Origin of the sequence: Cupriavidus basilensis (assembly GCF_000832305.1) — a bacterium.
In the GTDB taxonomy this organism is placed as follows: domain Bacteria; phylum Pseudomonadota; class Gammaproteobacteria; order Burkholderiales; family Burkholderiaceae; genus Cupriavidus; species Cupriavidus basilensis_F.
Map to the genome: position 1 here is coordinate 3,412,000 of NZ_CP010537.1, position 13,458 is coordinate 3,425,457.

Genomic DNA, 13,458 nt, shown 5'->3' on the forward strand with positions numbered 1-13,458 from the left:
ATCGCTCGGATTCGACCACAAGCGGCAAGCTCGCTCTTAATCGCTGGCGACGGGCTGGGTGTACACGAACCGTAATCCCGTTTTTCCGCCTGACATGATGGTATGCAGACTGACTCGGCCACCAAGTCGCCCCGCTGCGCTCCGGACAATCGCCAGCCCAAGCCCGCTCCCCGGCTGTCCCGACCCGACGATTCGATAGAACGGGTCAAATACTCGGGCGAGTTCGCACGCGGGTATCCCAGGCCCGGAATCCTCCACCTCAAATATAATTTCGTTACCCTGCTGATAAAGGCAAACATCTACTTTCCCCCCGGACGGGGTATACAGAACTGCATTATCAACGGCATTGCGAACCACAGCACGAAAGTCCTGCTCGTTCCCGCGAATCATCAGTGCCTCGCTAAAATCCATGCCGAGGTCGATACCCTTGTAGTCTGCGAACGGAAACAGCTCGCCAAGAACGTCGATGACCACGGCGCGGGCATCCACGTCGCAGCTGACTGGCGGCGGGCCGGACTCCTGTTCTGCCAAGAGCAATAGCTGCTCAACAAGAGAGCGCATACGTGCGATGCTCTTCCCCAGTGGCGCGAGGCGAGCCAAGACCGCCTCGGTAGCGGCCTCCACAGTCATCGCGTTCTCCAATTGCAGGGTCATCGCGGTAACCGGCGAACGCAGTTCGTGCGCCGCATCGGCTACGAACTTGCGTTGTTGGGCAAGTGCCGACCGCAGTCGGCCAAGCAACCGGTTCGTCGCATTGACGAAGGGAAGCACTTCCAACGGAACGCCGACCGTCGGGAGCGGCGCCAAATCCGGTTCGCCTTTCCTGTCGACATCAGCAGAGAGCTGCTGCACTTTCCGTAGCAGTATTCGGATAAGAATCCCCGCCAAAAGTATCAGGATAGGTATCACGGCCAGCAGCGGAATCAGAGTGCGCAGTGCACTGTCACGCGCAATCTCGTCTCGCGCCGACGTTCGCTGGGCGACGGCCAGGCCGAATTCCGCACTGATCGGCCTGATGTAGATACGCCACGATTCCCCGTGCGAATCAATGGTGTGCAGACCATCGGATAGTTCTCCGGGCAGGGTCAGCGACAGGTCTGGCGTGACCACTCGAGTGGCTAGCTTGGATACCTTCAGCACCCAGATTCGCATCTCCGGCTCCTCGGCCTGGACGAACCCGCCCTGGGAGGAGAGGAACCTGGCATCGCCGGGCGAGACCAGCCAGGCAATTTCCCGCAACTCGTCGTCCTGCAGGTCGCGCGCCTCTTCAAAGGCGAACCAGAACGACGCCGCCGCTGCCACGAGCCCAACGACCAGAATCGTGCCGCATATCGAAACAGACAACATCCATAGGAGTGACCGGTTCACTCCGCCCTTGGCACCATCCATCCCACCCCCCTGATATTCTTGATGACACTCGCATCAAGTTTCTTCCTGACTCCGTGGAGGAGGAACTCTACGGCATTGCTTTCGACTTCCTCGTTCCAGCCGTAGAGGCGCTCTTCGAGTTCACTACGGGAGAGAATGATGCCGGGCCGGAGCAAGAATTCGCGCAAGAGCGCAAATTCGCGAGCCGATAGCTGACGTTGGATGCCCTGATACCAGACCTCGTGACTGGCCTGGTCCAGCAAGAGCGTGCCGTTTCGAAGGATTGGGGAAACCTCTTGGCCTTGCCGTCGCGTGAGTGCGCGGAGTCGGGCCAGCAACTCCCCGATATGAAACGGCTTCACCAGATAGTCATCCGCGCCGAGGTCCAGGCCAGCAATGCGGTCTTCTACCGCGCTGCGTGCCGTGATAACAAGGACCGGCACCGCGTTTCCTTGCCTTCGTGCCTCGCGTAGTACCTCGATGCCATCTTTTCCGGGAAGCCCCAGGTCCAGCAGAACCGCCTCGTAGCGCTGAGCGAATAGAGCCGTAGCGGCCTGATGGCCATCCGTCGTCCAGTCCACCGCATATCCCGCGTCCCTGAGAGTCTGGCATATGGCCTCCCCGATAAGGGAGTCATCTTCCACCAGTAGCGTTCGCATCCGCTCCCCAATTCAGTTGGTTGTCCATGCTTGCCCATGCCAGCCCGCGCGCAGCGTGTCAGTGAAGACTTAGCGGAGCCTTAGCGGCGATTGCCGCATAAGTCACTTTGAAATGAATCTGCTAAGTACCCGCTAATTTTCGCCGCCTATCCTCGCCCCCGCCTGTTGCCAATCACTATCCCCAGACCAACAGCCATTCACCCCATGGGGGTCTGAATTGGACTGCGGAATCGACTAGAGGAGCCGAGGAATGAATGTCGCAAATGCCACGCTGACGGCAAGACCGGGCTGGATGCCCCGGATTCTAGCCTCGTCTCGGGCATGGCTCCTCGTTGTCTGCTGCGCGACCCTGTCAGCTTGCGCGTTCGACCACTATGACGCACGCCCAATCTCTGCCAGCGCGATCGTCGACACGATTAACGAGCGTTCGCTTGCCTCGGCGGACTTGCGCGACTTCATCGAGCGGCATGCCATGCGCGCAAGCTCGGACTGGCCACCAACCCGCTGGAACCTGGATACGCTAACCCTTGCCGCCCTTTACTACAACGCGGACCTGGACACAGCGCGCGCCAGGCTGGCGACCGCGCAAGCCAGCATAAAGACCGCCGCGCAGCGCCCGAATCCGTCCCTGCAGTTGCCGTTTCAACGCACCCTGAATCCCAAGGGCGGAGACTCGCCATGGACACTCGGTATTGCGCTAGACATCCCGATTCAGACTGCCGGCAAGCGCGGCTACCGCATCGACCAGGCTACCCATTTCGCCAGTGCGGCGCGCCTGGATGTCGCCAATATTGCCTGGAGCGTGCGAAGCCAGCTACGGACACAGCTATTGAATCTGTGGTCTGCTAATGCGCGCACGGATCTCCTCAAGCAGCAGTTGGAGCTGGACCAACGCATGAATACGATGCTGGAGAAACGCGTCCTCCTCGGCGACGCTTCCGCACGGGAGCTGAATCAGCAGCGCCTGGCTCTCATCCAGGCGCAGGCGGACTTGCTGAATGCGCAGCGCCAGACGTCAGCCGCCAGAGTCCTGATTGCCAATGTGCTTGGGCTACGGTCCGGCGCGCTCGATGGCCTGGATATTGACCTTACGGATTTCGGACGACCTTATGCCTCGCTTCCGGCCCCGGAAATCCGGCTACAGGCCCTGTTGAACCGGGCCGATGTGCTGTCCGGCCTAGCGCAATATGAAGCCAGTCAAGCCGCGTTGCAGTTGGAGGTCGCCAAGCAATATCCGGACATTCATCTTGGCCCGGGCTATACCTTTGACCAGGGCTTGCACAAGCTTGGCCTTGACTTTACCAATCTCGTGCTGCCAATCTTCCATCGCAACGAAGGGCCAATCGCGGAGGCACGGGCCCGGCGACTGGAGGCGGAGGCCCAGGTCAGGCGGCTCGAAGCCCAGGCGCTGGGTGAAACCGATGGCGCCATCACCGCGTATCAAGCCACGCGAAGCATCGTGAAACGGAATGAGGAGCAGGTCAGCATGCAAGGCCGCCAGTTCCTGGCAGCCCGACGGTCCTTCGAAGTGGGACAAACCGACCGGATGGCGTTGACGCTTGCCGAACGGACCGAGCTTGCGGCGCGGCTTGCGCTGCAAGATGCCGAATTCCAGATGCAGCAGGCCATCGGTCGGCTGGAAGATGCCATCCAGCGCCCACTCTCCGACCCCGATGCGGGCGCCAATCCGAGCCACTGGGTCAAATGACTATGAGAAGAAAAACGATACTCAAGGGCATCCTGCTCTTGTCGCCAGCGATTCTGGCCGCGCTCGCGCTTGGCGGATTCCTGCTGAGCAAGGGCGAGCAGGACAAGGAAGCCGAACGCGAGGCGCCCGTCTCAAGCTCGGTCCGCATCACGGTGGCGGATGGCTTCACTACGCTGATGGTCGACGCCGCCATGCAAGCGCGCAGCGGCTTCCAGGTGGATGCGCTGGCGCCCGCAAGCGCTACGACCGGCCCCGCCGCCTATGGCATCGTTCTCGACCTGCAACCCCTCGTCGAACTGGCGAGCCGCCATGCCTCCGGCGTTGCGGACCTGAACGCCACCCAAGCTGCGCTCGACGCGTCGCGCGCAGACTTTGAGCGACTCCAGACCCTCAACGCAGACGCAAGCAATGTGTCGCTCAAGACCGTGCAAGCAGCGCGCGCAGTGCTCGCTTCGGCGACGGCAAAGGTCAATGCGGCACGCGTGAGCGTCGCCGCCATCGCCAGCGCAGCCAGGCAACAGTTCGGACCGGCGCTGTCGGCCTGGGCGTCGACACCGGAATCTCCGGAGCTTGCCCCGTTCGTGGCGCGCCGCGAAGTATTGTTGCGCGTCGTCTTGCCAGCCGGGCCATCGGTAACAGCCCCCGCACTCCTGAAGGTGACGACGGATGGTATCCCCGCGTTCGACGCTCGCCTGATTTCGCCGTCGCCCCAGGTCGACCCCGGTATCCAGGGGCAAGCCTACTTCTATCGCGCCGCGGTATCGCTGGCTACCGGCATGCGCGTGACCGCACACATCCCGGTGTCGTCGGGACAAAAGAACGGCCTGCTGGTGCCCGCCGGCGCCGTGGTCTGGTATGGCGGTCAACCCTGGGCCTACGTCCAGTCCGACAGCACACACTTCCAGCGCCGGCCAGTCGACCCGCGCTCGCCACAAGATGGGGACTTTGTCGTCACGGAAGGATTCAAGCCAGCCGAACGGGTCGTGGTGCGGGGCGCGCAACTTTTGCTTTCCGAGGAATCCCGAGCGCAGCTCGCCAGCCAGCAAGGCAACGACGCACGCTGACCTGACATGCTGACTTCCATTGTTGATTTCTCTGTCCGCCTGCGCGGCGTCATCTTTGCGCTCGCCTGCCTGCTGCTCGGCTACGGCGCCTATGCTTTGCTCCAGAGCAAGCTCGACGTCTTTCCGGAATTCACACCGCCCCTTGTCACCGTCCAGACTGAAGCCCCTGGGCTCTCCGCAGAGCAGGTCGAACTGCTGGTCACACAGCGCGTGGAGAACGCCTTGGGCGGCTCGATTGGGCTCGAATCCATGCGGTCCCAATCGATACGGGGGGTATCGGTCGTTACCCTCACGTTCAACGGCCAGACCGATATCCGCCGCGCCCGGCAGTTGGTGGCGGAGCATCTGGCAACCCTCACGGGCGAGCTGCCAGCGGGAGTACGCGCGCCGAAAATGACCCCACTCAGCTCGGCGACCAGCATTGTGCTTGGGATAGGGCTGACGTCGGACACGCGTTCGCCGATGGAGTTGCGCACTTTCGCCGAATGGACGCTAAAACCCCGGCTGCTGAGTCGTGCCGGGGTCTCGGACGTGAGCATCTATGGCGGCGAAATCAAGCAATACCAGGTCCAGGTCGACCCGCAAAAGCTGGTTCGCCTTGGCCTATCGCTGCACGACGTGGTCAGCGCGACGCAACGCGCAACAGGCATCCGTGGTGCGGGCGTGCTCGAAACCCCGAACCAGCGCATCGTGCTCAACACCGTCGGCCAGACCACGACCGCCGAGCAGTTGGGCCAGGTTGTCGTGCTACAGAAGAACGGCGCCTTGGTTCGGCTCGCGGATGTCGGCAATGTCGTACTTGGCCAGGAATTGCCGGTCAGCGGCGCCAACGTCCAGGGCAAGCCGGGCATCGTGCTGATGGTCAGCAACCAGTTCGGCGCGGATACCGTGTCGGTGACCCGGAACGTCGAGGCAGCGCTGGCAGCCTTACAGCCAATGCTGGCGGCCAACGGTATCCAACTGCACGCCGACATCTTCAGGCCCGCCAATTTCATCGTCGCCTCGACCGACCACTTGCGCACGGCGCTGGTTGTGGGGGCGGCGCTGGTGGTCAGCGTCCTGTTCCTCTTCCTCTTCAACGTACGCACCGCCTTCATCTCAGCCACCGCCATCCCGCTCTCGCTGCTGGCCGCCGTCATGGTATTGCATCACTTTGGCGTCGCGCTGAATACGATGACGCTGGGCGGCTTGGCCATCGCCCTTGGCGAGCTGGTGGACGATGCCATTATCGACGTCGAGAACATTTACCGTCGCTTGCGCGAAAACCGCCTCTTAGCGATGCCGCTGCCCGCCATCACGGTGGTTGTCAAGGCATCCACCGAGGTGCGAAGCGCGGTGATATATGCAACATTTACCGTCGCCGCAGTCTTCCTGCCGGTGCTGAGCTTGTCCGGCGTTGCCGGCAAACTGTTCGCGCCGCTGGGGATGGCCTATATCCTGGCCATCCTGTCATCGCTAGTGGTCGCACTCACGCTGACCCCGGCGCTGTGTTATGCATTGCTGGCCAACCGTATCAGCGACGCGGAGGAGCCGCGCGTCTACCAGTGGCTCAAGGCCCGTTACGCAGCCATTCTCACCCATGTTGAGCAGCGCTGGATTGCCGTCGTCGTGGCGTTTGCCGGCCTGGTGCTGGCTACCCTGGCAACGCTACCCTTCTTCAGCACGGCGTTCCTGCCGGAGCTGCGCGAAGGGCATTTCATCGCCCACATGCAGGCGGCACCGGGCACGTCGTTGCAAGAATCCCTGCGTATCGGGGAACGCGTCAGCCACGCGCTACTGGAGGTGCCGAACATACGGAGCGTGGCACAACGGGTTGGACGAACCGCGCGCGGCATCGATGTCTTCGGCCCGCAATATAGCGAGTTCGAAATCGACCTGAAGCCTGCCTTGGACGCGGAGGCACAGGAACAGACGCTGGCCGATTTGCGGGACAAGATGGCGGGCTTTCCCGGCTTGACCTTTGCGACCGAGACCTTTCTGACCGAACGGGTCCAGGAAACCATTTCCGGCTACACGGCACCGGTCATCGTCAACGTGTTCGGCAATGACCTCGATATCCTGGACGGCCTGGCGCGGCAGGTGTCGCGCACGCTCGGTGCCATTCCGGGGGCGGCCGAGGTGACGGTACAGTCGCCTCCCGAAATCCCGCAGCTAACCATCCGTCTGCGGCAAGACCAGCTGACCCGCTGGGGCTTTGCACCGCTGGACGTGATGGAAGCCATTCAGACCGCTTACCAGAGCGCCGAAGTCGCCCAAGTCTATGAGGCAAACGCCGTGTTCAATGTGGCGGTGGTGCTCGGCAGCGCATCGCGTCGCAGTCCGGCGCAGGTGGGCGAGTTGCCGCTGCGCAATGCCGACGGCGTCATGGTGCCGCTAAGCCGCCTTGCGGACATCACGCAAACGACAGGCCGCTACCTCATTCTGCACGAGGGCGGCCAACGGTTGCAGACCGTGACCGCGCATCTCAACGGTCCTTCGCTCGGTCAGTTTGTCAGTGAGGCCCAACGTCGCATTGCCGCTGACGTGAAGTTTCCGAAGGGCTACTACTTCGCCCTATCGGGCGAGGCGCAGGCCCAGGCGCAAGCACAGCGGGACTTGCTGGTCTATTTCGCCATTGCGGCCGCCGGCATCGGCCTGCTTGTCTACCTGGCATTGCGCAGTTGGCGCAGCCTGGTCCTGGTCATGGCAAATCTGCCGTTCGCGCTGGTGGGCGGCGCGCTTACGGTGTTTGCCACGGGCGGACTGCTGTCGCTAGGGTCGATGGTCGGCTTTGTGACCCTGTTCGGCATCACGTTGCGCAACTCCATCATGCTCATCTCCCACTACCAGCATCTGGTGCAGGTCGAGGGCCACGCGTGGAATTTGGAGACGGCAACCCTGGGAGCGACCGAGCGGCTGGCCCCCATTATGATGACAGCGCTCGTTACCGGGCTGGGCCTGTTGCCACTGGCGCTCCAGTCCGGCGAGCCGGGCAACGAGGTGGAAGGGCCGATGGCGATTGTCATTCTGGGCGGCCTCTTCACATCGACCGTACTGAATCTCTTGGTACTGCCTACCTTGGCGCTGCGCTTCGGCAAATTTGACCGCGGAGCAAGCGAGAATGCAGGCCATTGATTCCAGCTTGCCCCACCCATTGGAAGCCGTTACTCACTTGGTTACCCAAATGCATGTGCACTTTCTCAGCCTCCACCACCGACATAGCCATTGACTACGTAGCACCGGTCATCGAGAGCCGTCACGCTGTCGAATTTCGTCCGGACTCCGACGGTCCTGGGCCCGCCAATATCGCGGTCCACCGTTTCGATGTACGGTTTGCTGTTGAAGAGCACGCGGACGTGCGTTCCGCCAGACTCGGCGCGGCGAGCTTGCCAGACAATGTCGGCAACGCATTAGGCTGAGCCAGTTACGGTCCGGACGCGATGGGTCATGTCCGCGCGCGCTGTCACCCTATTGTGATTTTTGGTGAGGGTGTCTGTGGTGGATGTCCGGGAAATGGGCATGTGTGTGCGTAATCGGAGCATGCCGATGAGGGTGCGTGTGCGGCTCCTGTCCGTCCCAGTCGAATTCGTGGACGTGTTGATGATGCTCGTCGTGCCGGTGCCGGTGGGTATGCTCCTGCGCCTCATGGGTGTGCTCGTGCCGTTCGCGCAAATGCAGCCATACACCTAACGCCATCAGAACGAAAGCTAACCAGAACAGGATGTTGGGCATCTGTGGCCAGAGTGCAAATGAGATGATGACGCCAAAGAGCGGTGCCACCGAGAAGTACGCGCCGGTTCTGGCCGTACCCAGATGGCGTAGCGCCACCACGAAGAGCGCAAGACTCAACCCATTGCCTGCGAAGCCCACTACCATTGCCGACACGAGAAGTACTGCGCCCGGCAACTTGACACCGGCAATCAGCGCAAACGCGGTGTTACACACGCCGGCAACGAGCCCCTTGAAGCAGACAATCAAGACGGCGTCGTTGGCCGACACCTTTCGCGTCAGGTTGTTATCTACGGCCCAGCAGATGCAGGCCGCAGCTATCAGCAGTGCACCTGGCGACAGTGCCGCACCCGCTGGCTGCCAGGAAAGCAAGACCCCGCCGGCCACGATGGCGACCATGCCTAGGACAATTTTCCTGTCTGCGTTCTCCTTGAGGACCATCCAGGCAATGAGCGCCGTGAACACGCCCTCGATGTTCAGAAGCAGCGATGCCGAGGCCGCGTCGGTCGCGACCAGGCCCGTCATAAGAAATGCCGGTCCCGCAACCCCTCCAGCCAGAATTGCGCCGAACAGCCACGGGAGTTCATGCCTGGGAATTGTCGCCAGGTGTTCGGCTTGCCCGCGAGCTTTTCCGGCCAGGCGCCTTAGTACCAACAGCAAGCCCAGACCAAAGCCGCTACCCAGGTAGAGCAGGCCTGCAAGTAGCAATGGCGGAATGGACCCTGTAAGGGCTTTCGCAAGAGGGGTGCTTGCGCCAAAGAGTATCGCGGCGATAAGGGCCGGGGCGGCTGCTCGGACAGACATGTTTGCAAGGTCGAGGGATTCAACGGTTACCAAATCTTCGCGGCGACTGCGGCCAGAGGGCGACTGGAGGCAACGCCAGCGTACCTTGGCGAACCGTGAGGCGAGCTTGGCAAAAACAAGATTGTCACTAGCAGCTAGGCAGGGCGCGAGTGGGGAAAACGGCACCGCGAGTGGTCTCACAATCGCTTACAAGCCGATTGCGTGTTCGATGATAGGCTCACCACCATGACAGCCGACGGCGGTGCATGACCATCGCGCTGCTAAGTGAAGAAGAAGAAGAAGAAGACAGACATATGACTTCAACATTACTAGCGCGTGCCGCAGGCTTCTCTTAGCCTAAGGAAGCGCAAGATGGAGACCCTTCCTCATGTTGACCGACGTTCAACTACGTTCGGCGTCGCACTCAGACTTGCAGCAAATTGTTGCATTGCTCGAGCGCTGCAGGCTACCTGCCGCAGATGTTGTCCAAATTATCGAGAACTTCCATATTGCGCTGTGTGATGGCCGCATAGTTGGCTGCGCAGCGACAGAGCACCATGGCACGTCCATCCTCATCCGCTCGGTAGCGGTTGAACCTGCATACCGCGAAAGAGGCATCGCTAGCAGATTGGTCGAAGCGCTCCTGATGCGGGCACGAGGTACAGAGGTGCGAGACGCCTACCTCCTGTCTACTGTAGCCCCAGCTTATTTCGCGCGCTGGGGATTCTCCGTTATCCCTGCTGAAGAAGCACCACCGGAAGTCACGGCTTCAAGCGCATTTCAACGGGCCACGCAAACGTCTGCTCGCTGCATGCGATGCGAGTTGCGCTAGCTCAGAGAAAGCCGATAGACGGCCACGTTACCTCACGATGGCGGCGTGTGTGTATCTGCGGGCACATCAGCTTCCGGCACCGCCGTCTTGTTACAGGTAGTAACCCCTGTATAAACCCACAAATACGGTCCCGCCGATTGGCAGCCTAGAGTGCCAGTAGAAACGTGCGGAGCATCATCATGCAAAAAGCCTTGGTCATTTGCCTATTGGCTGCAGGTGCCACCCTGACCTCCGGCGTCGCTGAGGCGCGCGTGGATGTGGGAATTGGGATTGGCCTTCCCGGGCCAGCGTACGTGGTTCCACCGCCTCCCGCCTATTACCCGCCGCTTCCCGTCTACTACGAGCAGGCGCCGGTTTATGTCCAACCGCCGCCGGTTGTCGTTGCGCCCGGCTATTACGACGATTGGCGAGCCCGTGCATGGGAACAACAGCAGTGGCGCGAAAGACGCTGGCGCGAACACGAGTGGCGCATGCACCATCGGGGTGGTCCACACTGGCGTGGCGATGAAGATGATTGAGCCAGGCGCAAACGTGCGCTCCGATGATGCGAGTTCACAAGCGAACATCATCCAAAGGACAAGGTTGCGTCCATAGAATTGCGACCACGAAAAACCAGGAGAAATCGGGAATGAAGCACCGTGCAATCGGTGGGGCCATTGTCGGCACGCTATTCTGCGTCGTCTCGTCCGCCTTTGCCGCAGCGAATGTCGATATCGGCGTTGGCGTTCCTGGCGTCGCACATGCGGAACCCACCCCGGTCTATGTTGCGCCCCGGCCTGTCTATGTTGTTGTTCCAAGCTCTCGATACTCACCCTATAGGGGTGAAAGCGAACAACGGGAGGAATACTGGCGTGAACGGAGGTGGCGCGAACAGGAAGAGCATAGTGACCAAGGCCATCGCAGCCGTGAAGAACACAGCCAACACGGGCACGCAGGCTGACACGGTCCTGCAATCGGAAGAGCTCTCGAGGCTTTCACGCGGGGCAATGTGGCAAGCTTCCCACCACGAGAAAACGACCGAAGTAGTACTGAACTGGCCGTCGTCAGCGTACCCGCGATTTAACTCGCAAGCATGACCGACATCGAGCACGGTGTTAGAGCATAGAGAAAAGCCGGCGTGTTGCCGGCCTTTCACGCAGATGGGAGATTATTTTCCGGCTTCCGCTTCGCACTTTTTCATAAACGACGCCTTTGCAGCTCCAGCAAGTGGCTTACCGTTCTTCCCGACTGCCTTGGCTTCGCAGGTGGCTGACGCGTTGCCTTTGTTGCCACTTTCGCACTTCTTGATTGAGGAAGCCTTAGCGGCTCCTGCTAGCGGTTTGCCATTTTTGTCAACCGCCTGCGCTTCGCAATTCGAGGAAGCAGCCGGAGTTACAGCAGCGGGCGCTGCAGGCTTGGTGGCGGCCGCTGGTGCAGCAGTTTGTGCGTACGCAAAACCTACCGAAAAAAGCGCTGCAGCGGCAAGCGCACAGAATCTTTTCATCACGATACCCCTCCTCAGAATATAAGGCACACTGCCTCGCCCTTATAAACGATTCTGCGGCAACATCGTTGACGTTACTTGTTCCTCATATGAAAGTACTCCTCGCCAAAAAACCGCATTACCCACGCACCTCACCGTCAGCAGATGATTGCGTTACATTCTTTTACAGTTGACGCGCAAGGGTTCCCGGCGCGAGCCGGCACAATAACTCCCGTTTTTTGATAGGGAACAAATGAGACAACTTCCATTCTTTGGGGTGCTGGCCGGCACACTGCTCGCAATTGCATCGACTGCCCAGGCACACGTGAATGTCGACGTTGGCATTGGGGTCCCGGGTGTAATCTATGCTGAACCTGCTCCGGTCTATGTCGCTCCGCCTGTTTATGTTGCACCGCAGCGGGTGTATGTCCCTCGACCGGTTGTCGTAGCGCCAGCTCCCGTGTATGCCCCTTACTGGCGGGGACGCGATGATGACGACGACCAGGGCGAGCGGAGGTGGCGCGGGCGTGGCCACGGGGAGCACGGTGAACATGGTGAACACGGCCACCATGGACACGACGACTAGTAATGGGCAATCGCGGACACCCACGGCACCACACCGTGTTCGCCAATCCGGGGAAGTTATGACAGCAGCAGAGCGGGTCAAACATATTCTGACTAGGTTCGATAGTCTGGCATCCCAAGCTGGGAGCATTGAGACGAAGCTCCTGATTGAAGCGCTAAAACTGCATTCCGAATTGGTGAACCTGAGGCTGGCTGAGATTGAGCAACAGTTACCCGATGCCAACAGGGCCCAAGAAGATTGAGGAAGTAGCTCGCATTGCGCGAACCGCCGGGGCATCTTGAACGCTCAGCAGCGACAACCCTGACGCTGCGTTGGTAGCAACCAGTCCCATCACCTGCAGGCCGACCAGCCATGGCGTCCGTGTCTATTTCGCCCAATTGTTACGGGAACCCGTGCATATGCATCGCTGCACGCCCGGCACGAAGGAGCGCCAATGTACACATGTTAATATTTTCCCTCTACGGGACGGGGGAAAGATGGAGTGCACCAAGCGAGTTGGGTATCACGACTTCAAAGCCTGCGCGGAACAGCTCGCAAGCGGGAAGTATCAAGGCTTCGTGCACGTAAGACACCACAAGCTCGTCGGGACCGTGCAGACGGTATTCCGTGCTGGGCGCCCCGTGATGGATGAAGCTGAGGCGCTTGCAAACGCGGAAGCGCGTATGGCCGATTTGATTCGCCTGGTTACAGCCTGACGGCCTCCGCGTAGCTCTGGGGAAAGTGGAATGGAAGCAGCGGCCTGCTAAACGGACTTGCATCTGATTTCAGGTCTCTTCACTATGGAAGATGAGGAATATCGTCAAGATTTGCCGAGTACGTTTCCCGCCTTTCTCCATGGCTCGTTGCCACGTTTTCTCGATGAAGCTAGCGTGCCGTAGCCAGTTCGCTTCCAGTCCTAGGATGAAGTTGAGGACGCGGATGTCATTGCGTACCGGCTCGGATAGCGCAAGCTTGCCGTAACGAACATAGAGGCCCCACGCCTGAGCCAGCCAGGTCGGAGTGAGCGGCAACTCGATGAGAACGTTTCCGATGCAAGCGGAAACGTTCTCATCGAGTCCCGGGTTCAGTTGCGCCATGCGGTCGTGTAACCGTTCAACATTGAGAACGTCGAGCCGCCCTATGCCGATAAGCAAGCGTTCAACCACTGAACTTGAAAGCATGGGCATCAATTGCACGACGGAGAGAGCCGGCTGGAAGCAAGTAGGCGCAATACCACCGTACAGACGGCGGTGACAGGCCGAGCGGAGGACAAATACGGGCGCGAACATAACAATTCTTCTGCCGAGAC

The 13,458-nt window shown here is 60.4% G+C and carries 11 protein-coding genes; 6 read left to right on the forward strand and 5 right to left on the reverse strand.

The window, feature by feature from the left end; genetic code table 11:
* Positions 1-36 precede the first annotated feature (36 nt).
* Both RR42_RS35485 and RR42_RS35490 read right to left on the reverse strand, forming a co-directional pair.
* Positions 37-1,389 carry a sensor histidine kinase gene (locus tag RR42_RS35485; RefSeq protein WP_043356939.1) on the reverse strand — a complete coding sequence of 451 codons (1,353 nt, stop codon included), beginning with the start codon at positions 1,387-1,389 and terminating at the stop codon, positions 37-39.
* Entirely contained in the window at positions 1,365-2,027 is a 663-nt protein-coding gene (locus tag RR42_RS35490; RefSeq protein ID WP_043356940.1) for a response regulator transcription factor, read from the reverse strand. Before RR42_RS35490 ends, RR42_RS35485 begins: the two co-directional genes overlap by 25 nt.
* Positions 2,028-2,277: 250 nt before the next feature.
* Between RR42_RS35490 and RR42_RS35495 the strand changes: the two genes are divergently transcribed.
* From RR42_RS35495 to RR42_RS35505, 3 genes are read left to right on the forward strand one after another with little or no spacing between them, the layout of a single operon-like run.
* Positions 2,278-3,735, forward strand: a complete 1,458-nt coding sequence (locus tag RR42_RS35495) for a TolC family protein (RefSeq protein ID WP_052495193.1) — start codon at positions 2,278-2,280, stop codon at positions 3,733-3,735.
* Positions 3,732-4,799: an efflux RND transporter periplasmic adaptor subunit gene (locus RR42_RS35500; protein ID WP_144410049.1), complete on the forward strand. Its 1,068-nt coding sequence runs from the start codon at positions 3,732-3,734 to the stop codon at positions 4,797-4,799. The genes RR42_RS35495 and RR42_RS35500 overlap by 4 nt, the downstream gene beginning before the upstream one ends.
* A gap of 6 nt (positions 4,800-4,805) precedes the next feature.
* Entirely contained in the window at positions 4,806-7,913 is a 3,108-nt protein-coding gene (locus RR42_RS35505; protein WP_043356942.1) for an efflux RND transporter permease subunit, read from the forward strand.
* A 333-nt stretch (positions 7,914-8,246) separates the two neighbouring features.
* Here the strand turns inward: RR42_RS35505 and RR42_RS35510 are convergent, their stop codons facing one another.
* Entirely contained in the window at positions 8,247-9,311 is a 1,065-nt protein-coding gene (locus RR42_RS35510; protein WP_043356943.1) for a DMT family transporter, read from the reverse strand.
* A gap of 367 nt (positions 9,312-9,678) precedes the next feature.
* On the opposite strand from RR42_RS35510, the gene RR42_RS39230 reads away from it, so the two are divergent.
* From RR42_RS39230 to RR42_RS39240, 3 genes are all read left to right on the forward strand, one after another.
* A complete protein-coding gene (locus tag RR42_RS39230) occupies positions 9,679-10,122 on the forward strand; it encodes a GNAT family N-acetyltransferase (RefSeq protein WP_082055223.1) in 444 nt (147 codons plus the stop codon).
* A gap of 179 nt (positions 10,123-10,301) precedes the next feature.
* Entirely contained in the window at positions 10,302-10,640 is a 339-nt protein-coding gene (locus RR42_RS39235; RefSeq protein ID WP_082055224.1) for a hypothetical protein, read from the forward strand.
* Between the two features lie 110 nt (positions 10,641-10,750).
* A complete protein-coding gene (locus tag RR42_RS39240) occupies positions 10,751-11,062 on the forward strand; it encodes a hypothetical protein (RefSeq protein WP_082055225.1) in 312 nt (103 codons plus the stop codon).
* A 207-nt stretch (positions 11,063-11,269) separates the two neighbouring features.
* Here the strand turns inward: RR42_RS39240 and RR42_RS39245 are convergent, their stop codons facing one another.
* Both RR42_RS39245 and RR42_RS35530 read right to left on the reverse strand, forming a co-directional pair.
* Positions 11,270-11,605 (reverse strand): hypothetical protein, encoded by a 336-nt coding sequence (locus RR42_RS39245; RefSeq protein ID WP_082055226.1) that lies wholly within the window; start codon positions 11,603-11,605, stop codon positions 11,270-11,272.
* 1,329 nt (positions 11,606-12,934) lie between these two features.
* Entirely contained in the window at positions 12,935-13,438 is a 504-nt protein-coding gene (locus RR42_RS35530; protein WP_043356949.1) for a hypothetical protein, read from the reverse strand.
* Positions 13,439-13,458: the final 20 nt, after the last annotated feature.

What these genes read in the sequence shown, in the direction of transcription:
- RR42_RS35490 (WP_043356940.1), bottom strand. Translation starts at nt 2,027, where the DNA reads ATGCGAACGCTACTGGTGGAAGATGACTCCCTTATCGGGGAGGCCATA.
- RR42_RS35530 (WP_043356949.1), bottom strand. Translation starts at nt 13,438, where the DNA reads ATGTTCGCGCCCGTATTTGTCCTCCGCTCGGCCTGTCACCGCCGTCTG.
- RR42_RS39230 (WP_082055223.1), top strand. Translation starts at nt 9,679, where the DNA reads ATGTTGACCGACGTTCAACTACGTTCGGCGTCGCACTCAGACTTGCAG.
- RR42_RS39245 (WP_082055226.1), bottom strand. Translation starts at nt 11,605, where the DNA reads ATGAAAAGATTCTGTGCGCTTGCCGCTGCAGCGCTTTTTTCGGTAGGT.
- RR42_RS35495 (WP_052495193.1), top strand. Translation starts at nt 2,278, where the DNA reads ATGAATGTCGCAAATGCCACGCTGACGGCAAGACCGGGCTGGATGCCC.
- RR42_RS35500 (WP_144410049.1), top strand. Translation starts at nt 3,732, where the DNA reads ATGACTATGAGAAGAAAAACGATACTCAAGGGCATCCTGCTCTTGTCG.
- RR42_RS35485 (WP_043356939.1), bottom strand. Translation starts at nt 1,389, where the DNA reads ATGGATGGTGCCAAGGGCGGAGTGAACCGGTCACTCCTATGGATGTTG.
- RR42_RS39235 (WP_082055224.1), top strand. Translation starts at nt 10,302, where the DNA reads ATGCAAAAAGCCTTGGTCATTTGCCTATTGGCTGCAGGTGCCACCCTG.
- RR42_RS39240 (WP_082055225.1), top strand. Translation starts at nt 10,751, where the DNA reads ATGAAGCACCGTGCAATCGGTGGGGCCATTGTCGGCACGCTATTCTGC.
- RR42_RS35510 (WP_043356943.1), bottom strand. Translation starts at nt 9,311, where the DNA reads ATGTCTGTCCGAGCAGCCGCCCCGGCCCTTATCGCCGCGATACTCTTT.
- RR42_RS35505 (WP_043356942.1), top strand. Translation starts at nt 4,806, where the DNA reads ATGCTGACTTCCATTGTTGATTTCTCTGTCCGCCTGCGCGGCGTCATC.